The sequence below is a fragment of the Nocardia sp. NPDC056564 genome (assembly GCF_042793755.1).
In the GTDB taxonomy this organism is placed as follows: domain Bacteria; phylum Actinomycetota; class Actinomycetes; order Mycobacteriales; family Mycobacteriaceae; genus Nocardia.
The window spans coordinates 656,338-677,443 of record NZ_JBHTUR010000004.1 but is presented as its reverse complement, the minus strand read 5'-3'; the positions used below and the strand labels follow the sequence as shown (position 1 = coordinate 677,443).

At 69.7% G+C, this 21,106-nt stretch carries 10 protein-coding genes; 6 read left to right on the top strand and 4 right to left on the bottom strand.

Features of this window, described 5'->3' with window-relative positions; translation table 11 throughout:
- Nucleotides 1-173 precede the first annotated feature (173 nt).
- The 4 genes from ACFQ9K_RS14355 to ACFQ9K_RS14340 all read left to right on the top strand — a co-directional run bounded on the left by ACFQ9K_RS14355 (nucleotide 174) and on the right by ACFQ9K_RS14340 (nucleotide 7,930).
- Nucleotides 174-2,234: an arabinofuranosyltransferase gene (locus ACFQ9K_RS14355; protein WP_378718084.1), complete on the top strand. Its 2,061-nt coding sequence runs from the start codon at nucleotides 174-176 to the stop codon at nucleotides 2,232-2,234.
- A gap of 204 nt (nucleotides 2,235-2,438) precedes the next feature.
- Nucleotides 2,439-4,247 (top strand): glycosyl transferase, encoded by a 1,809-nt coding sequence (locus ACFQ9K_RS14350; protein WP_378718095.1) that lies wholly within the window; start codon nucleotides 2,439-2,441, stop codon nucleotides 4,245-4,247.
- Between the two features lie 15 nt (nucleotides 4,248-4,262).
- Nucleotides 4,263-7,628 (top strand): arabinosyltransferase domain-containing protein, encoded by a 3,366-nt coding sequence (locus ACFQ9K_RS14345; RefSeq protein WP_378718086.1) that lies wholly within the window; start codon nucleotides 4,263-4,265, stop codon nucleotides 7,626-7,628.
- Nucleotides 7,629-7,768: 140 nt separating this feature from the next.
- Nucleotides 7,769-7,930: a hypothetical protein gene (locus tag ACFQ9K_RS14340; RefSeq protein WP_378718088.1), complete on the top strand. Its 162-nt coding sequence runs from the start codon at nucleotides 7,769-7,771 to the stop codon at nucleotides 7,928-7,930.
- Between the two features lie 94 nt (nucleotides 7,931-8,024).
- Here ACFQ9K_RS14340 and ACFQ9K_RS14335 read toward each other — a convergent pair whose 3' ends face one another.
- Nucleotides 8,025-8,948 (bottom strand): zinc-binding dehydrogenase, encoded by a 924-nt coding sequence (locus ACFQ9K_RS14335; RefSeq protein ID WP_378718090.1) that lies wholly within the window; start codon nucleotides 8,946-8,948, stop codon nucleotides 8,025-8,027.
- A gap of 98 nt (nucleotides 8,949-9,046) precedes the next feature.
- Here ACFQ9K_RS14335 and ACFQ9K_RS14330 point away from each other — a divergent pair, with 98 nt between their 5' ends.
- Entirely contained in the window at nucleotides 9,047-9,460 is a 414-nt protein-coding gene (locus tag ACFQ9K_RS14330) for a winged helix-turn-helix transcriptional regulator (protein WP_378718091.1), read from the top strand.
- Between the two features lie 181 nt (nucleotides 9,461-9,641).
- Here the strand turns inward: ACFQ9K_RS14330 and ACFQ9K_RS14325 are convergent, their stop codons facing one another.
- On the bottom strand, nucleotides 9,642-12,998 hold the full coding sequence (locus tag ACFQ9K_RS14325; protein WP_378724002.1) for an arabinosyltransferase domain-containing protein: 3,357 nt from the start codon (nucleotides 12,996-12,998) through the stop codon (nucleotides 9,642-9,644).
- A 402-nt stretch (nucleotides 12,999-13,400) separates the two neighbouring features.
- On the opposite strand from ACFQ9K_RS14325, the gene ACFQ9K_RS14320 reads away from it, so the two are divergent.
- Nucleotides 13,401-13,898, top strand: coding sequence for a peptidylprolyl isomerase (locus tag ACFQ9K_RS14320; protein WP_378724000.1), 498 nt, complete (start codon nucleotides 13,401-13,403; stop codon nucleotides 13,896-13,898).
- Between the two features lie 60 nt (nucleotides 13,899-13,958).
- Here ACFQ9K_RS14320 and ACFQ9K_RS14315 read toward each other — a convergent pair whose 3' ends face one another.
- Nucleotides 13,959-15,503, bottom strand: a complete 1,545-nt coding sequence (locus ACFQ9K_RS14315) for an acyl-CoA carboxylase subunit beta (RefSeq protein ID WP_378723997.1) — start codon at nucleotides 15,501-15,503, stop codon at nucleotides 13,959-13,961.
- A 94-nt stretch (nucleotides 15,504-15,597) separates the two neighbouring features.
- Nucleotides 15,598-21,060, bottom strand: a complete 5,463-nt coding sequence (gene pks13, locus ACFQ9K_RS14310) for a polyketide synthase Pks13 (protein WP_378723994.1) — start codon at nucleotides 21,058-21,060, stop codon at nucleotides 15,598-15,600.
- Nucleotides 21,061-21,106 lie beyond the last annotated feature (46 nt).

Below are 21,106 nucleotides of genomic sequence, written 5' to 3'. Positions count from 1 at the left end.
CACCTCGAGCCGGTCCCGCAGCTGTCGCGCGGGCCGGGAGGTGCGGCTTTTTCGTTCCGCCACGACGACATGCGTTGCCACATCCGCCGCCGGACCTGGCAGCATGAGCGCCGATCGTCCGTGCGAATGCCCAGCCCGAGTGAACCCGGAGATGCCATGCGAGTAAGCCGAGAATGCCGCAGCACGGCGTGCCCCTCGCACGTCGCCGGAGCCGGTCGGTGACGGCCGTGGCCGAGCAGCGAGCCGAAACACCCGCGCCGGTGCGCGGGCGCGGGGCGCTGCTGGCCGGGCACATCGGGGCCGGTGCCGGCGAGGCCGTGCTGGCGGCGCTGGTCGCCGTCGTGGTGACCGCCGTCGGACTCGTCGCGTTCTCGATGGTGCACTGGCCCGCGTTCAACTCGTCCAACGTGACTCGCGCGCTGACCACGGTCGGACAGGTGGTCGCCGCGGTCTTCGTCGTCGCGGCGATCGCGCTGACCCGGATGCGGCCGGGTACCCGGTTCGCTCGGCCGTGGTTGGCGAAACTGCTGTCCTGGGTGGGTATTTCGGCGTTCGTCACGTTCACCCTCGGCATGCCGCTGGCGGCGACCAAGCTGTATCTGTTCGGTGTTTCGGTGGATCAGGAGTTCCGCACCGAATACCTGACCCGGCTCACCGATTCCGCGGCGCTGCACGACATGACCTACGCGGACCTGCCGCCGTTCTATCCGGCCGGGTGGTTCTGGATCGGCGGGCGGGTCGCCAACGTGCTCGGGATGGACGGGTGGGCAGCGTTCAAGCCGTACGCGATCGGATCGATCGCGGTGGCGGCGGTCGTCGCGCTTGTGCTGTGGTCCAAGCTGATTCGCGCGGACTGGGCGATCGCGGTCGCCGCCTCGACCACCGCGCTCACGGTCGCGTACGCCGCGCCGGAGGCGTACAGCTCGGTGATCGTGATCCTGCTGCCGCCGGTGCTGGTGCTCGCGTGGGGCGCGCTGCACCGGCCGGAGGCGTCCGCGGCCACCGCCGGTGGCTGGGGCGCGGTGATCGGCACCGGGCTGTTCCTCGGACTGGCCGCGACGTTCTACACGCTGTACGCCGGCTTCGCGGCCTTCGCGGTCGCGCTGCTCGGGCTGGTGGCGGCCGGCCTCGCGGTGCGGGAGCGGTCCGCGGCCGGTCATCCGCGGCGGGCGCGCGCGGCCGACGGCCCGGCCGGTCCGGCGTGGCGGGCGGCCCTCGCCCCCCTGCTGCGGCTGGTGGTGATCGCCGCGATCGCCGCGCTGGTCGCGCTGATCGTGTGGCTGCCGATCCTGCTGAAGGCGCTGCACGGCATTCCGTCGCGGTCCGGTTCGGCGTTCCACTACCTGCCGGAGTCCGGCTCCGAGTTGCCGCTGCCGATGGCGGAGTTCTCGCTGCGCGGCGCGCTGTGCCTGGTCGGCGTCGTCTGGCTGGTCGTGCGCGCGGCCTCGTCGCGCCGGGCGCAGGCGCTGGGCATCGGCGTGGTGGCCATCTATCTGTGGACGCTGTTGTCGATGCTGGCGACCGCCGCCGGGACCACGCTGCTGTCGTTCCGGCTGGAACCGGTCCTGCTGGTGCTGCTGGCGGCGGCGGGCGCGTTCGGGTTCGTCGAGGGTGCCAGGGCCGTCTACCAGGCCCTGGGCGAGCCGGCCAACTTCCGCGTCGCGGCGGTGGCCGTCGCCGTCGTCGGTGCGCTGGCGTTCACCCAGAACATCCCGCACATCCTGGCGCCGGAGATCACCACCGCCTACACCGACACCGACGGCGACGGCGTCCGGGCGGACCAGCGCCCGCCGTCCGCCGTGGCGCGCTACGGCGAGGTGGACCGGGCCATCACGGCGCAGACCGGGCGGCCGCGCTCGGACACCGTGGTGCTGACCGCCGACACCAGCTTCCTGTCGTTCTATCCCTACTACGGCTTCCAAGCGCTCACCTCGCACTACGCGAACCCGCTCGCCGACTTCGCCGGCCGGGCCGCGACCATCGAGGGCTGGAGCAAGCTGAAGTCGTCGGGCGCGCTGCTGGACGCGCTGGCGACCTGCCCGTGGCGCGCACCGGACGCCTTCCTGTTCCGCAACAGCGGCGACACGTACACGCTGCGCCTGGCCAGGGACGTCTACCCGAACGATCCCAACGTGCAGCGCTACACCGTCGCCTTTCCCAAGGATCTGTTCGCCGATCCGCGCTTCACCACCACCGATATCGGCCCGTTCACCGTGGTGACCGTCCGCCGCTAGCCGGACCGGATAAACCGGGCAGAAGCGCGGCTCGACCTGCGCCGCTGCCCTGTTTTCCGGTTGCCGTCGACTTCCGTTGCCAGGCGGGACACAGCCTGTTTGGGTAGCGTGGGCGGCTGAGTTGAAGCTAGTTACAGGAGCTGTTTGCAGGTGGTACGGGCACGACAGGTCGATCTGGGCACGCAGGACGGGTCGGCGGTAGGAATCGCGGACAGCGCCGCGGTCGCGACCACAGTGCCCACCATCGAGACGCCGGTTCGCCGGCGCAGACTCCCCCGCCTCCGGATCACCCGGTCCGACTTCGTCGCGGCGGTGGGCTACCTCGCGCTGGCGATCGTGGTCCTGTCCGGCCAGTGGCGCAATACCCAGAGCGGGTACCTGATCAAGAGCGGTCAGGACCAGACCATGTGGGAGTGGTTCTTCGCGGTCACCGCGCATTCGGTGGCGCACCTGGAGAACCCGCTCGGCACCACGCTGCAGAACTTCCCGGCCGGGGTGAACATGATGGCCAACACGGCCATGTTCGGGGTCGGGGTGCCGCTCACGCCGATCACCCTGCTGTTCGGGCCGACCGTCACGTTCGTGCTGGTGCTGACGCTCGGTCTGGCCACCACCGCGCTGGCCTGGTACTGGCTGTTCGCCCGCGAGCTGGTCGAGTCGAGGATCGCGGCCGCGATCGGCGGGCTGTTCTGCGGTTTCGCGCCCGCGATGATCTCGCATGCCAACGCGCACCCGAATTTCGTTGTGCTGCTTCTGCTTCCGATCATGACCGGGCTGCTGATCCGGATGGCCAGACGTGCCGTCGCCGGTGCGCCGCGCTGGCGGGTCCGGGACGCGGTGCTGCTGGGATTCCTGGTGGCGCTGCAGATCGCGCTGGGCGAGGAACCGCTGCTGATCTTCGCGCTGTCCTTCGGCCTGTTCACCCTTGTGTACTACGTGCACACACCCCGCCACGGCCTGCGGGTGCTGCGCGGGATCACCCCCGCGATCGTCCTCGCCGGATCGATTGCCCTGGTGCTCACCGTGATTCCGCTGTGGTGGCAGTTCTTCGGACCGCAGAGTTACCGCTCGATCGATCACGGCCCGATGGGCAACGACCTCAAGGCGATCACGCAGTTCCCGTCCGAGTCGCTCGGCGGCATGTTCCTGCCCGGGCAGTACGTGGCGATCAACGAGACCGAGCAGAACGCCTACTTCGGCTGGCCGCTGCTGCTGGTGCTGGCCGTCACCGCGGCGCTGCTCTGGCGGGAACGGGTGGTGCGGGCCGCGGTGCTGGTGATCGCGGTGTTCGGCGTGCTCTCGCTGGGCGCGGTCGCCATGTTCGGCAAGCGCGACACCGGCGTGGAATTGCCGTGGCGCTGGGCCGAACACGTCCCGCTGCTGAGCACGGTGCTGGAGACCCGGCTCACCATGGCGGCGATCCCGGCCATCGCGGCGGTGCTGGCGCTGGCCAGTCAGCGGGCGATCGGCTGGTGGCGGGCGTCGCCGGTCGACTGGCGGCCGCTGGCCTGGTTCGGCGCGCTGCTGTTCGCCCTGGTTCCGTTGATTCCGACGGCGCTGCCGGTGGTCCAGCGCCCGCCGACGCCGGCGTTCTTCGCCGACGGGACGGTCGGTCGCTACGTCAGCGGCGGATCGGTGGTGATGGTGCCGCCGTCGCGACCGATGGACGCGGGCGCGCTGCGCTGGCAGGCCGACGCCGGCTTCGACTTCCCGCTCGCGGGCGGCTATTTCGTCGGTCCGACGAGCACGCAGAAGAAGGGCATCTACGGCCCCGAATTCCGGCCGACCACCGCGCTGCTCGTGCAGGCACAGGACACCGGCACGGTGCCGCCGATCACCGACGAGGCCCGCGTCGAGTTCCGGGACGACCTGGACTTCTGGCGGGCCGACGTGCTGGTGCTGCCGCCGACCAGGAACGCCGACACGCTGCGCGGCACGGTGACCCAGCTGCTCGGCTTCGAGCCGACACGGGTCGATGGCGTGTGGGTCTGGGATGTTCGCGCGGTGCGGTAGCTAGCATCAACCCCCGTGCGACCGGACCGATCAACTCGAGCGTTCACCCGTTACCGCCTGATCGCCCTCGTCTCCGGGCTCCTCGGATTCGTGCTGGCGCTGCTGACACCGCTGTTGCCGGTGCGGCAGGACCGGGCCACGCTGGACTGGCCGCAGGCCGGGCTCAGCAGCGTCGAGGCGCCGCTGGTGTCGTATCAGCCGTTGCGGCTGAGCGCGACGCTGCCGTGCTCGCTGATCCAGGCCGTGGGATCGGGCACGGTGATGTCCACCGTGCCGGTCGCGTCCGGCCAGGCCACCGCCACCGGGCTGGTGGTATCGGTGGCCGACGGCACGCTGTCGGTGGTGCTGCGCGATGTGCCGCTGCTGTCCGCGCCGGTCGCCGAGATCACCGCGGCCGGTTGCACCGCGCTCACCGTGGATTCGACGGCGGCCGCGACGACCACCGAGATCACCGGCGCCGCACGGCAGGACGGGACGCCGTTCCGCAACACCGTGACCCGGGACATCCGGCCGCAAATGGTCGGCGTGTTCACCGATCTCGACGCAGGCCGGCTGGACGGCGCGCGGGTGCACGCCGACATCGACTCGCGCTTCTCCTCCTCGCCGTCGGTGCCGAAGCTGATCGCGATCGTCGCGGCGGTGGTGTTCACCCTGATCGCGCTGCTGGCCATGCACCTGCTCGACACCAGCGATCGGCGCCGGGCGCGCCGGTTCCTGCCCGCGCACTGGTGGCGGTTCACCGTGACCGACGCGGTCGTGCTCGGCACGCTGGGGCTGTGGCACTTCATCGGCGCCAACACCTCGGACGACGGCTACATCCTGAACATGGCGCGCGCCTCCGGGCACGCGGGATACATGGCGAACTACTACCGCTGGTTCGGCGTGCCGGAGGCGCCGTTCGGCTGGTCCTACGAGGTGCTCGCCTGGATGACCAGGCTCTCCGATGCCAGCCCGTGGATGCGCCTGCCCGCGCTGCTCGCCGGGGTGACCTGCTGGCTGGTGATCAGCCGGGAAGTGTTGCCGCGCTTGGGCGCCCGGGTACGGCGGAACAAGGTCGCGTTGTGGACGGCCGGGCTGGTGTTCCTCGCCTTCTGGCTGCCCTACGACAACGGTCTGCGACCCGAGCCGTTGATCGCGGCGGGCGCGCTGCTCACCTGGTGCTCGATCGAGCGCGCCATCGCCACCGGGCGCCTGCTGCCCGCGGCGATCGCGGTGCTGATCGCCGGATTCTCGCTGGCCGCCGGGCCGACCGGGCTCATCTGCATCGCGGCGTTGATCGCGGGATCGCGGCCGGTGCTCCAGATCATCATCAAACGGGCGCGCGGTGTGGTGCCCGCGGTCGGTGGCGGGGTGGCCGAAAGTCCTTCGGGTGCCATGGGACTCGATGAGCCGGCGGCGGCGACGAGCGCTCCGGCGGCGAAGCCCGAAGCCGGCGCCCGGCCGTCCTGGGCGACCACGCTGTTCCGCTATCTGGCGCTGCTCGCGCCCGGCCTGTCCGCCGGAACCCTGGTGCTGGTGGTGGTTTTCGCCGATCAGACGCTGTCCACCGTGCTGGAGGCCACCCGGGTGCGCACCATCGTCGGGCCGAACGTGGCCTGGTTCGACGAACGCACGCGGTGGGATTCGCTGCTGATGCTCTCGCCGGACGGTTCGCTCGCGCGGCGGTTCGGGGTGCTGGTCATGCTGCTCTGCCTGCTGGTCTGTGTGTTGCAGGTGCTGCGCAAGGGACGCATCCCCGGCACCTCGCGCGGGCCGTCGGTGCGGATCCTCGGCATCGTGTTCGCCTCGCTGGTGCTGATGATGTTCACGCCGACCAAGTGGACGCACCACTTCGGCGTGTACGCGGGCCTGGCCGGGTCGCTGGCCGCGCTGGCGGCGGTCGCGGTGGGCAGCGAGGGAATTCGCTCGCCGCGCAACCGGGCGCTGTTCGCGGCGGCGGTGCTGTTCCTGCTCGCGGTGACGTTCACCGGCTCGAACGGCTGGTGGTACGTGTCCAGCTACGGCGTGCCGTGGTGGGACAAGGCGCCGCTGTTCGCGGGCAAGGGCTTCTCCACGCTGTTCCTCGGGCTCAGCGGGGTCGCGCTGATCGTGGCGGTGTGGCTGCACTATCGGGAGCCGTATCGCCGCCCGCGCGCGACGCCGCGCCGGTTCGATCGGTTCGCGAGCGCACCGCTGACCATCGCCGCGGCGCTGCTCGTGCTGTTCGAGGTGGCGTCGCTGGCCAAGGCGGCGGTGGCGCAGTACCCGGCGTACTCGGTGGCCAAGTCGAATCTTCAGTCGCTGAAGGGCGATTCGTGCGCGCTGGCGAACGAGGTGCTGGTGGAGACCGACACCGCGAACTCGGTGCTGCTCCCCTACTCGGGCTCGCCCGCCGACGGATTGGCCGCCGAGTCGAAGGGATTCACCCCCAACGGGGTCGCGAGCGACCTCACCGCCGACGCGGACGAAACCGTGTCCGGCGGGGCCAACTCGGTGAACTCCGGCTCGAAGAACAAGACCACCAAGACCACCGGCGCGGGCACCGGCGGCGGCACCACCGCGCAGACCGGCATCAACGGCAGTACCGTCGCGCTGCCGTTCGGCCTGGACCCGGCGACCACGCCGGTCATGGGCAGCTACCAGGAGGACGAGCAGACCCAGGCCTCGCTGACCTCCCAGTGGTATCGCCTCGACCTGACCGACAGCATGCGCCACGACCCCGCCTACCAGGTGCTCGCGCTCACCGCGGCGGGCCGGATCCGGCACGTGGACGCCGACGGCGTGGTCACCTACGGCCAGGAACTGCACCTGGAATACGGCGTGCACGCGGCGGACGGTTCGGTGCGCAAGCTCGGCTCGGTGGACCCGATCGACATCGGGCCCGCGCCGTCCTGGCGCAACCTGCGGGTGCCGCTGGATCGGCTGCCGGTCGAGGCGAACGCCGTGCGGCTGGTGGCGGTGGACAACGACATCACGCAGAAGCAGTGGCTCGCGGTCACGCCGCCCCGGCTGCCCAAGCTGGCCACGCTGAATTCCGTTGTCGGATCGCGGAATCCGGTGCTGCTCGACTGGCACGTCGGGCTGGCCTTCCCGTGCCAGCGCCCGTTCGACCACCACGACGGCGTCGCCGAGGTACCGAACTGGCGCATCCTGCCCGACCGGGTCGGTTCCGACGCGTCCAACGCCTGGCAGGACGACATCGGCGGCGGGCCGCTCGGCTGGACCGGGCTGCTGCTGAAGTCCGAAACCATCCCCAGCTACCTCGACCACGACTGGTCGCGGGACTGGGGATCGCTGGAGAAGTTCACCCCCTACGACAAGAACGCGAAACCGGCTGAGATCGGCGTCACGGTGCAAACGCGGTCGGGGCTGGCCCAGGACGATCCGATCCGGGTTCGCTAGCCGCCGTTGCCGTTCCGCAACACCGGACCAGCCGGTTCGGTGTTGCGGGGCCGCAAAGATGTTGTAAACAGACCGGTTGGACGGCAAAAACACCGCAGGATCGCAGGACGAAACCCACAGAAATCCGTAACCTGTGCACTATGACGACGGCTTTCGACCACATGGATCTGCGTGACCTCGTCGGTCTGCTCACCGCAGATGAGCAACGCGAACTGCGCCCCGCGGTGCTGCGCGTCCTCGACCGCCTCCCCTCCCAGGAGGTCCTGCGCCGCGAACTCGGTCTGCGTATGACAAAGGTCTGAGCAATCCTTCAGCGACTACCGGCCGCGCCCGTTCCAGGCCCCGCCGGTGGTCCACGGCACCCACGCCAACGCCGGACGGAGCCCGCCCGGCGGCTCACGGCACCAGAACCAACCGTCCCCGCACCCCACCCGTCGCCAACCGCCGCTGCGCCGTCCCCACGGCGCCCAACGGCAACGTCTCCGCGACCCGCAACGTCAGCCCGCCCGCATCGACCAGGGCGACGAGTTCATCGAGCTGACCACGATCCGCCCGCACCAGCACGGTGGTAACCGTGGTGCCGCGCAACGGAATCGGCGTCGCGGGCACGCTCACCGAGACGAACCTCCCCCCGCCCCGCACCGCCGCCAATGCCGCAGGACCGAGCGCCGCGGCATCCAGCGCCGCGTCCACCCCGCCGGGCACCACCTCGCGAACCGCGTCCGGCAAACTCCGCGCACGCGGCACGAAATCCGTGGCGCCGAGAACGCGCACCGCAGGCTCATCGGCGGCCGCCGCCGACGCGATCACCCGAACCCCCTGCGCCGCAGCCAGTTCGACCGCGAATCCACCGACCGCGCCGGCCGCGCCGGTCACCAGTAGCGACTCCCCGTGCCGCAGGTCCAGCGCGGCGAGCGCCTGCACCGCCGTCAGCCCGTTGAGCGGGATGGTCGCGGCCGCGGCGGCGGACACCGAAGCCGGTGCGGGAGCGACATTTCCAGCATCGAGCACCACGTAGTCCGCCTGCGCGGCCGACGACACATCGAGCCGGTCACTGATCCCGATCACCGCCTGCCCCGGCACGAACTCCGGCACGTCGGCGCCGACCGCGTCGACGGTGCCCGCGACATCCCAGCCGACACCCCACTGCTCCCGTTCGGCGGCGAACGGCGTGCCGCCCACCCCATCCCGCACCATCAGATCCACCGGATTGACCGCCGCCGCAGCGACTTTGATCCGCACCGCACCGCGCCCGGGTTCCGGCGTCGGCACCTCGGCCAGCTCGACGACGCCCGCCTGACGGACGACCACTGCACGCATGTTCTTCCTCACTGCTCGACTGCGACAAACCTAAGCTCGGCTACTATCCAACGGGTAGTAGTTACCTAGGAGTGCGTAGCGGACAGCGAGGTGACCGGATGCCGACAACGACCGCGGCCCAACGCCGCGAACAGGCGAAAGAGCAATACGACGCCTACGTCGCGGACTGCCCCGCCCGGCTCCTGCTGGACCGCATCAGCGACAAATGGGTCAGCCTGATCCTCGCCGCACTCGCCGACGGCCCACTCCGCTACGCCGAGATCAACCGCAAAATCGCCGGCGTAAGCCCCAAGATGCTCACCCAAACCCTGCGTGCCCTCGAACGCGATGGCCTCGTCGACCGCCGGGTGACCCCTGCCGTCCCGGTCCGCGTCGACTACGAACTGACCGAACTGGGCCGAAGTCTCGAACCGGTCATGCAGGCCATCAAATCCTGGGCCGAACAACACATACCCGACGTGCACCAAGCCCAAGCCCGCTACGACCGAACGGGAGTTCGGGGGGCGGATTGATGCTGTGCACGTCGGCGCCCTGGTGATCGGCTGACCCGACCCGTTGGTCCGCTTGCAGTTCGTGCACTGCGCATGCTCGCCTGACAGACCTGGGTCCCAGCCTCGAGAACATGGCACGAACGGCCGCAGGCCCGTTGCGGGCTGGAGTGCCTGCAACGGGCCTGCGATTGTTCGGTGGGGGCTAGAACACCCGGAGTTGGCCCGGGGACCAGAAGCCGGAGCGGGTGGTGGTGCTGGTTTCCAGCTTTGCGGGGGTGGCGGAGCGGTCGTACTGGTCGTAGCGCTCCAGGGAGCCCCAGTCGCGGGCCCAGTTGTCCTTGAGGTAGGTGGGCACGGTTACCGACTTCGCGAGCATCTGGGCGAAGCCGAGGAGGCCGCCGAATTCCTCGGCCTGCCAGGTGTTGGTGGAGCTGATGGCGAGCGGGCGGTCAGGGAGGATGCGGTAGCCCGGAACCTCGGCGACGCCGTTCTTGTGATTGAGCGGGCGCTGGCAGGGGAATTGCAGGCCGACCGCCCAGTCCTCCAGGACCGGCTGCTCGGAACCGATGAAGGTGTTGAGCGACTGCAACTTCGGCATCCGCGGCGGGGTGAACGCCAGCCACTGGTCGCCGATCAGGATCGGGTCGTTGGCGACGATGCGCACCGCGTCGGCGTCCGGCGCGATCTCGGCGAGCGGGACGCGCAGGTTGCGCCAGGACGGGAACGGGCCGATATCGCGCGGCAGGTAGGTGCCGAGCTTCTCGACGCTGCCGTCGGGCAGGCGCTTGCCGTAGTCGACGGTGAGCGACTGGCCGTACTTGGTGTCGCCGGTGTCGTCGACGGACAGGATGCGGCCGGCCGCGGAGATCACCACGAGCGGCTTGTCCTCCGACCGCGGCGCGAGCCCGTACCAGCTGGACGTCAGGTGCGCGGGCTGCTGCACCCCGCTCTGGTAGCTGCCCAGGATCGGCGTGGTGGCCGGGTCCAGGCCGAACGGCAGGGCCACGGTGCTGCCGTTGACGCCGCGCGCGCCCTGGCCGCCGCCGGTGCCCGCGCTCTGCCCCTCGGCGAACGCGGCGCCGACCGACTGGGTGGAGGTGTTGCCGGTGCCTGGCTTCACCTCGACGCTGTCGGCGGACAGGTCGTTCGGCACGCCGTTCGGGTCGAAGCCGACCGGGTCGACGCCGGCCAGCGGGTCGTTCGGATCGGTCAGCGGATGGGCCGGATCGGCGATCGGCTGCAACGCGCCGCCGTTCGGATTCGGCTCCACCAGAACGTCATTGGCCAGACCGCAGCTGCTGCCGCCGATGGCGTCCAGATTCGACCGGGCGATCGAGTAGGCCGGGTACTGCGCGACCGCGCCCTTGACCAGCGAGAGCACCTCCAGCAGCACCATCAGCGCGGCGACGACGGTCAGCGGGATCGCGGCGAACTTGCGAATCCGCCTGCCCCGCGCCGACTTCGGCGAGGCCTCCGGTTTGGCATAGCCCTCCCGCAACGAGTGCCAGGCCACCAAGGCCAGTGCGAGACCGAACAACCCGAGCATCAGGGTGTTGGACTGGTAGCCGTGCAGCGAGATCCGCTTGTCGAACCACGGCACGCCGAAGCTGGACACGTACCAGTAGCCGTTGATGCCGGAGAACGACAGCGCGAGCACGAACAACAGGCCGGCCAGGAAGATCGCGCGATTCTTCCGCGCGCGCAACGCCGACGCCGACACCGCGACCGCGGTCACCGCGGCCAGCGAACCGGCGATGCCGGCGTACGCGCCGAAGTGGTGCGTCCACTTGGTCGGGTTGAACATCATGAAGAAGATCGTCCCGAAGACGACGCCCATCAACCGCCAGGTCGGACCGCTCGCGATGCCGGGAACCTGCCTGCGCCGCAACAACACCAGCATGGTGGTGAACAGGCACAGCAGCATCACCAGGAAGGCGAACCGGCGGGCCAGCGAGCCGTCGACGGTCTCCACGAACAGGTAGTAGTAGCGCAGGTAATCCTCGTACCAGGCCAGGTTCGGCCCGGTCACCTGCCGCACCCGGTTGGCCTCCTGGATGCCGGCGAAGGTCTGATCGGTGTACACCACGATCAGCACCAGCAGCCCGGCCGCGGCGATCGGTGCGAGCAGCGGCAGCGTGGACCACCACTTCGCCCCGTCGGAGCCGAACTGCCGTCGTTTGCGCACCACGATCCGCACCAGCGGACGGATACCGGCGAGCAACGCCGCCACACACATCAGGCCGGTCGGCGCGGCGGCCAGGGTGAAGGCCGCGACCAGCACCGCGACGCCCGCGGGCAGCAGTCGTCCGGTCGCGATGGCCCGCTCGATCGACACCCAGGTGAGCAGCGCGCCGAGCGCGACGATCGGCTCCGAGCGCAGGCCGTTGTCGAACGGCAGCCAGAACGCCAGGAACACCAGGCCGCCGGTCCACAGCGCGACCTTGCTGTTGCGCACCCCGCGGCCGAGCCGGGGCACCACCTCGCGGCTGATCACCATCCAGCAGAGGATGGCGCAGAGCAGGGCGGGCACCCGGACCCACGCGCTCGCGGTGGAGAACTCCGCGAACAGCTGAATCACGTAGTAGTACCAGCCGAACGGCGCCTCCGGCACGCCGTACCAGCGGAAGTAGTTGGCCATGTAGCCCGCGTGCGGCGCGACCCGCACCATGCTCAGGATGTAGCCGTCGTCGGAGGTGTTGGCGCCGACGAAATGCCACACCAGCAGCGTGCCGATGATCGCGCCGTCGGCCCAGGTCGGCTTCAGCCAGTTGGACGGCAGGAAGCGGCGGTGCCCGCGCCCGTCACTGCCGTCGAGCCGGGCCAGCGCCGCGAGCGCGACCAGGGTGCACAGCACCGCCGCGATCATCGCGATCAGCTTGATCGCGGTCGGGCTGCTGGAGAAGCGGGTGTCGACGGTCATCTTGAACGACAGCCCGTCCGGCACCGCGCCCTTGAGCTCGGAGAACACCCCGACCACCTGCGGGCGCAGGTCGCTGTTCATGGTGCCCTCGACCGGGACCTCGATCTGCTGCCCGCTGCCGGCCGGCGCCTTCGGGTCGTCGATCATCCGGGTGAGGCCGGTGAACTCCGCGTGCGTGCGCTGGTTGTCCGAGGTCAGCACCAGCGCCGAGCAACGGTCCATGTCCGACCGCGGCGCCGACACCACCACCGCGTTGCGGTCGACCACGTCCACCGAGGTGTCCGACACCCGAATGAACAGCGCCTCCAACGCGGCCCGGTCGCCCTGCGGCGGCGCGGTGGCCAGCAGCATGCCGCCGCGCTCGGGCAGTTGCGCCACCGCGCTGCACGGAATGCTGGCGCTCAGGTCGATCGGGACCTGAGACATCAAGGGGGCCTGCACATTGCCGAGCTTGCCGTCCTGCGGCCAGTTCAGTTGCGCGGTGGTCTGAGTCACCGGCAGGAACGGGGTGGCCAAGGCGAACAGCGCGCCGAGCAATCCGGCGACCAGCGCGATTATTCGCGCGGTGCGGAAATCGGCCGAAGAGGCCGCTGGCACGGCGGGCGGTTTCGTCAGGACAGCAGTAGCGGCGTCGGGCACGATTGGCAATGCTAGCTGTAGCGCCTCTCCGCGTCTCGAGGCCAGGCTAGTCCGCGTCTACGAGTCTTTAGACCAGGCTTGCCGCCGCCGCGTGTCTTTAGCCCGGACTTAGGTGCCCGGTAAGTTTCGCGGCCGCCCGCGGATAAGTTCCGAATCGCGTTGCCTGCGTCCCGGCGGGTTCTCCGGAGATCAGCCGCCGTTTCTAGATCAATTGAAAATACGAAATGAACTTTGCGCGTTCCGACCTGGACAAACATCACGGGGCGGGCGAGCGTCCAGGCCGGAGGCTCACCGGACACGCCCAGCATGGACACCGGATGCGGGCGCGTGTCGCGCGCGATAGTCCGGCGGTATCTCGAGACCGGCAAAAGGCGTGCGGTAGCGGGCTGGCAAGGTGTGGGTATGACCAAGGTGAATCTCACGACGAATTACGGACCGATCGTCCTGGAACTTGACGACCAGAAGGCGCCGAACACGGTGCAGAACTTCGTGGATTATGTGAACGCGGGCCACTACAACGGCACCATCTTCCACCGCGTCATTCCCGGCTTCATGATTCAGGGCGGCGGCTTCGAGCGCGGGCTGCGGCAGAAGGGCGTGCAGGCGCCGATCCAGAACGAGGCCAACAACGGCCTGAAGAACGACAAGTACACCGTGGCGATGGCGCGCACCAACGACCCGCACTCGGCGACCGCGCAGTTCTTCGTCAACGTCTCCGACAACGCCTTCCTGAACCACTCCGCGCCGACCCCGTCCGGCTGGGGCTACGCGGTGTTCGGCAAGGTCGTCGAGGGCACCGAGGTGGTCGACAAGATCGCCGCCGTGTCCACCGGCAGCGCGGGCGGACACCAGGATGTGCCGACCGACGACGTCGTCATCGAATCCGCCAGCCTCGCCTGAGACAGGCCCGGCTCGGGTGAATCGGGCCGCGCCCCAACGGGATGCGGCCCGATTCCGGTATCACAGCGGCAGCAGGTGATGCTTGCGCGGATTGCGCGCCAGCGACTTGTCCCGCAACAGCTGCAACGCCTTACGCAGCTCCAGCCGGGTATCGGCGGGCTCGATGACCGCATCGATGTAACCGCGCTCGGCGGCCACCCACGGCGTCGCCATGGTGGCGTTGTAGAAGTCGATCATCTGCTGGCGCATGGCCGCCCGCTGTTCCTCCGGCGCGGCCGCGATCTGCTTGCCGCCGATCAGGCTCACCGCGCTCTCCGCGCCCATCACCGCGATGCGCGCGGTCGGCCAGGCCAGGTTGACGTCGGCGCCGAGCTGCTTGGAGCCCATCACCGCGTAGCCGCCGCCGTACGACTTGCGAATCACGACAGTCACTTTCGGTACGGTCGCCTCCACGTAGGAGAACAGGAACCGCCCCCCACGCTTGATCACGCCGATCTTCTCCTGCTCCACGCCGGGCAGGAAGCCGGGGGTGTCGACGACGAAGACCAGCGGAATCTCGAACGCGTCGCACAGCCGCACGAAGTGCGCCGCCTTGTCCGAGGCCCGCGCGTCCAGCGCGCCCGCGTAGACCATCGGCTGGTTCGCCACCACGCCAACCGGGCGACCGTCGACCCGGGCGAAACCGGTGATGACGTTGCGTCCCGCGGTCGCGCCGACCTCGTGGAAACCGCCGTCATCGAAGATCCGCAGCAGGATGTCGTGCATGTCGTAGGCGGCGTTGTCCGAGTCCGGCACCAGGGAATTCAGCTCACGGTCGCTCTCGGTGAGCTCCGGCTCCAGGCCAGGATTCACGATCGGCGGCAGTTCCTGACAGCTGGTCGGCAGGAAGCTCAGGTAGTCGCGCACCCATTGGAACGCCGACTTCTCGTCCGGCGCGACATGATGGATGTTGCCGTACTCCGCCTGGCTCTGCGCGCCACCGAGCTCCTCGAGGCTCACGTCCTCGCCGGTGACCTCGCGGATCACCTTGGGGCCGGTGACGAACATGTACGCCTCTTCGGTCGCCACCACCACGTCGGTGTTGATCGGGGCATACACCGCGCCGCCCGCGCACTTGCCCAGGATCATCGAAATCTGCGGCACCAGACCGGACAACGGCTCCTGCCGCCGGCCCAGCTCGGCGTACCAGGCCAGCGAGGTCACCGCCTCCTGCACCCGCGCGCCGCCGGAATCGTTGATGCCGACCACCGGACAGCCGACCTTGGCCGCGTACTCCATGATCCCGGCGACCTTGCGGCCGAACATCTCGCCGACCGAACCGCCGTACACGGTCTGGTCGTGCGAGAACACCGCCACCGGCCGGCCCTCGACCAGGCCGTGCCCGGTGACCACGCCGTCGCCGTAGAGCGCGGTCGGGTCACCCGGCTTGCGCACCAGCGCACCGATTTCCACGAAGGTGCCCGGATCGAGCAGCATGTTGATCCGGTCGCGGGCACTGGGGATGCCCTTCTTCGCCCGCTTCGCGACGCCCGCCTCGCCCGCCGGTTCCTGCGCGAGATCGAGTCTTTTGCGCAGGTCGGCGAGTTTCTCAGCAGTAGTGCTCACCGCTGCACCTCGCCGGCGCTCGGTCCCGCTGTGCCCACCGGCGCTGTGCCCATGGTTCGCTCGCGGCGCTCGCTCACGTGGCCCCTTTCGTCAGTCACCCCTGTGGGGTTATCACCGCAAGCTTCGCGGTGAGGTCGGCTCCGATCTTTCCGATCCGCGGTTCGTCGACGATCTGCAGATGGTCGCCCGCGATGTGGATGACCTCGAGCTTTGGAATGTATTCGTCCCAACCACCATTCGGGCGCCGATCGGCGAAACGAGGCTCCAGCTCGATCATGCCGTCCTGATAACGATCCGCGAGGTAGAGCACGACGTCACCGTCGTAACGGGTCGGCGTGGTCTTGGCCAGGTGCCTGCTCTCGATCCACGAGGTGCGCTGATGCTCGAGCACGCCGCCGGGAATCTTGGTACCGCTCATCTTGACCAGGTCGCTGATCATCTTGAACTGCTCTTCGTCGGAGGCCGCGGCCAGCGTCTCCAGCTGTTCGCGATCGAGCTCGCCCTCGACGCCGTAGGTCTTCTTGGCGAAGACCTGGTAGCGCTCGATCCGGCGCACCCGCTCCTCGGGACTGTTGTCCTCATCCTCGACCGGCAGCGCCAGGTCGATCAGGCCGACATTGCGTACATCCGCACCGTCGGCCCGCAACAGCTGGGCGACCTGTAGCGCGAACACCGCGCCGAGCGACCAGCCGTACAGGACGTACGGGCCGTCGCCCTGGATCTTGCGCAGCTCGGTCACATACTGCTTCGACCGCTCCAGGATGTCGCCCTCGACGCGCTCGAAGCCGTACATCGGAGTGCCCGCCGGAAGTCGCTTCAGCAGCGGCTCGTAGACCAGGGTGTTGCCGCCGGACGGGTGGAACACGAAGACCGGCACGGCATTCGAGCCTGCTTCGCGCGCCCGCAGCGGACGGATGAACCCGTCCACATCGGCGCCGCTGTCCTGCAGGTTGCGCACCACATCGGCGAGCTGCTCGATGGTCTCGCAGTCGAGCACGTCGTCGACGGTGACCTCGGCCTTGACCCGCTCGGTGAGCCGCTCCGCCAGCTTCTCGGCGACCGCTTCCTCGAGGATCGGCAGGGTGTTGAAGATGCCGCCCGCCGACTTGCCGGTGACGATCGCCCAGGTGGCGAAGGTCAGGCGCTCGGCGGCGTCCCGGGGCGGTACGTCGCCGTCATCGTCGGCGGCGGACGGCGCGCCGAACACCGGCTGCGCCGGTGCGGGAGCCGCCTGCGCCGTGAGCTCCTCGGCCGCGCCGACCACGGTGGTGTCCACCTTGTCGAGCGCCTGCTCGATGGCCGTTTCCTTCGCCTCGGCCGCGGCGGCCTGCTCGGCCGACACCGCGGCGGCGGGTGCCGTCGCGGGCGCGGCACCGGTGATGCCGGCGGCCGCCTCGGCCTCGGCCACGATCTCCGCGGCCTCCGCCTGCACCGACGTGGTCTCGATGTCCAGCGAAACGCCCTCGGTGCCTGCCGCTTTCGCGACCACCTCGGCGGGATCGGCACCGGCCTCGACCGCGGCCCTGGCGGCGGCGATGAATCCGCCGTCGACCACGATCTCTTCGCCCGCGGCCTGTCGCGCGGCGACCGCCTGCATCTCGTCGCGGTGCTCGACGGCGTAGCGCAGCACCTTGCCGACCTCGTTGAGGTTGGCGTCGCGCACGGCCTGGATCTGCAACTGCGGGATGTCGAACTCGTACTCCACCCGGTTCTTGATCCGCATGGCCATCAGCGAGTCCAGACCCAGCTCCATCAGCGGGATCTCCATCGGGAGATCCTCCACCGCGTAGCCCATGGACTCGGCGACGATCAGCGCGAGCCGGTCGTCGAGCGACTGGTTGCCGTCGGGATCCCACCGGTCGCCGAAGGTCTCCACCACCTCGAGGTCCGCGCCCGCCGCGGGCTCGTTCGCCGCGGCGGCCGGAACGGCCTCGACCGCAACCGATTCGGGCAGCGGCGCACCGGAGGTGACCACCGCGTCGAACAGCAACCGGAAGGTCGCGCCCTCCTTGGCGTGCACCTGCACCGACGCACCGCCGGGGTGCGGGGTGAGCGTGGTGGTCAGGGTGCCCGACGACGGAACGGCCGCGTGGGTGATCGAGGCACCCAGCGAGACATCGCTGAGCACCTGTGCCGCAGCGGCATTCACCAGCGCGGCGAGCTCGCCCGCCGCCTCGGCCTGCACCTGCCACGCGTGCCTGCCGTCCGGCAGCGCCACGTGCGCGCCGGGCGCGCCGGTGTTCCCGGTGGCGGCCAGCGAGACCTTCGGCCAGAACTCCTTGCGCACGAACGTGGTTCGCGGAATGTCGGCGTAGTCGCCCGGCGTCAGCAGCGAGGACAGGTCGACCGGATGGCCGTGCACGTACAGCTGAGCCAGCGCGCCGATCACGCCGGCCGCCTCGTCTTCCTTGCGCTTGAGCGTGGGGATGAGCTGCGCGTCGTGCAGGCCCGCGGCGAACGTGGTGCCCAGCACCTGCATCAGCGCAACGGAATTCGGCGCGAGTTCCAGGAAGGTGGTGTGCCCGGCGTCGACCGCCATCTTCACCGCATTGGTGAAGTAGACGCTGCCGCGCATGTTCTTGACCCAGTAGTCCTCGTTGTGCACCGGATCGCTGCCCGGACGGTAGAACTCGCCCTTGTGCACCGTCGAGTAGAGGCCGGTCTTCAGCTTGGTCGGCTCGATGCCGGCCAGCTCCGCGGCCAGCTCACCGAGCAGCGGGTCCATCTGCGAGGTGTGGCCAGCGCCGCGGGTCTGCAGGATCCGAGCGAACTTGCCCTCCGCCTCGACCCGCGCCACGATCGCCTCGACCTGCGCCTGCGGGCCGCCGATCACCGTGTTGGTCGGCGCCGCGTACACGCCGACCTCGACGTCCGGGTAGTCGGCGAGCAGCGCTTCGATGTCCTCGGCGCTCTTCTCGACGAGTGCCATGTTGCGCACGTCGTCGTCGGTGATCATCTGCTCGCCCTCGTACATCAGGCGCGAGCGCGCGCAGATCACCCGCACCGCGTCCTCGAGCGGCAGGCCGCCGGCGATGTAGGCCTCGGCGACCTCACCCATCGAGTGGCCGACCACCGCGTCCGGCCGCGCGCCGTGCGCCCGCAGCACCGCGGCCAGGCCGATCTGGATGGTGAAGATGCCGACCTGCGAGGTGCCGACGTTGTAGTCCTGGCTGTCGTCGAGGAACAGCTCGCGGACCGAGTAACCTGCCTCGTCCTCCACCAGCACGTCGACCTCGTCGACGGCCTTGGCGAAGATCGAATTCTCCAGGTAGAGCCGCTTGGCCATCTTGCGATGCTGCGCGCCGAAGCCGGAGAGCACCCAGACCGGCCCCATGACGGCCGGCGCGTCGGCGGTGAACACCCCGGCGCCCGGCTTGCCCGCCGCGATGGCGCGCAGGCCGGTGACGGCCTCCTCGTGGGTCGCGGCGAGCACCACGCCGCGCGAACGCCAGTGGCTGCGCTTGGCCAGCGACCGGGCCACATCCTCGAGCGAAACGTCGCGGCCCGCTTCGGATTCCAGCCAGTCGGCCAGTTCGGCGGCGGCCCGGCGGCGGCGCGAGGGCAGGTAACCGGAGACCGGCAGGATCACCGGCAGCGGCTCGGTCCGCTCTTCGGTCCATTCCGCCACGGGCGCAACGACTTCCGCGACCGGAGCCGCCATTTCCACGGCGGGCGCGGCGATTTCACCGGCCGGTTCGGCGGCTTCGACGACCGCGTCCGCCGTCGCGATCACGTCGGTGGTCTCGTCGTCGAGCTCGGCGGCGGCATCGATCGCCGCCGCCTCGGCCACGGGTTCGGCGGTCGGCGCGGCCTGCGCCGACGCCGGAACGTATTCCTGCACAACGACATGCGCGTTGGTACCGCCGAAGCCGAAGCCGGAGATGCCGACGGTGGCGGTGCCGCTGTAGCGCGGGAACTCGGTGGGCTCGACGACGACCTTCAGGCGCGACTGATCCCACGGGATGTACGGGTTCGGGCCCGCGTAGTTGATGTTCGGCGGAATGACGTTGTGCTGCAAGCCCATCAGCACCTTGGCCAGGCTCGCCACGCCCGCACCGGACTCCAGGTGGCCGAAGTTGGTCTTGGCCGAACCGAGCAGCGCGGGCTTGTCCTCGTCGCGACCGCGACCGACCACCTTGGCCAGTGCGTCGGCCTCGATCGGATCGCCGAGCGGAGTGCCGGTGCCGTGCGCCTCGATGTAGTCGACGGTGGACGGCACGATGCCAGCGTCCCGGTACGCCCGGCGCAGCACGTCGGCCTGGGCTTCGGGGTTCGGCGCGAGCAGACCGTTGGAGCGGCCGTCGTTGTTGACCGCGGAACCCTTGATCACGGCCATGATTCGATCGCCGTCACGCTCGGCGTCGGCGAGGCGCTTGAGCACGAACACGCCCGCGCCCTCGGAGCGGACCATGCCGTCGGCGTCGGCGGAGAACGCCTTGATCCGGCCGTTCTTGGCGACGCCGCCGCCCATGTCGAAGCCGAGGGTGGCCATCGGCGCCAGGATCATGTTCACGCCGCCGGCCAGTGCCACATCGGCATCGCCCTCACGCAGCGCGCGCACCGCCTGGTGCACCGCGACGATGGTGGACGAGCACGCGGTGTCGACCGTGACCGACGGGCCGCGGAAGTCGAAGAAGTAGGAGATCCGGTTCGCGATGATGCCGTTCGAGCTGCCCATGATGCCGTACGCCTGCGCGGAGGCGGGGACGTTCGGGCCCTGCTCAGCGCCGAGCCCCAGCGCGGAGATCAACATGAAATCGCTGGTGGACGAGCCGACGAACATGCCGACCGGCTGCCCCTTGAGTTCGCTCGCCGGAATCCGGGCGTGCTCCAACGCTTCCCAGGTCAGCTCCATCATCAGGCGCTGCTGCGGATCGACCCGCTCGACCTCGAGCGGGGACATCGCGAAGAACTCCGCGTCGAAGCCCTTGACCACGTCCTGGTCCAGGTAGCCGCCGAGCGTGTTGCCCTCGGCGATGGCCTTGGCCGCCGCCGGGTTGCTGGCGAACTCCTCCCAGCGCCCCTCGGGCAGCTCCCGGATCGCGTCGCCGCGGCCGATGAGGAATTCCCAGGTCGACTCCGGGGTATCGCCCGCGCCGGGCAGCCGGGTGGACAGGCCGACGATGGCGATGTCGCGTGCCTCGCCCGGCTGGTAGCCCTCGGTATAGAAGGCGTCGCCGGACGCGTCCTCGACGGGCTCCGGCTCACCATTGATGACCATCTCCGCCAGCGAGGCGATCGTCGGGTGCTGGAAGTAGGCGGTCGCGGTGAGCACGACGCCGGTCAGCTCCTCGATGTCGCCGACCAGCGCGATGGCGTCGCGCGAGGCGAGTCCGAACTCCTCCATCGGCCGGTCGACGGTGATCTGCTCGACCGGCTGATTGATCGCCTCGGCGACCCAGTTGCGCAGCCAGTCCCGCAGCTCGGCGACCGTCATGTCGGTCTGGGCGCCGCCGGGGGTGGAGGCGGCGACCACCTGCGCGGAAGCCTGGTCGGCGTCCGCGTCGGCGGGCAGGGATTCGGTCGTCGTGGTGGACGTGCCCTCGTTGTCAGCCATCAATTCCTCAAGCTACCTGTCTGCGTACCGGGTGTCGGCGTCCGAG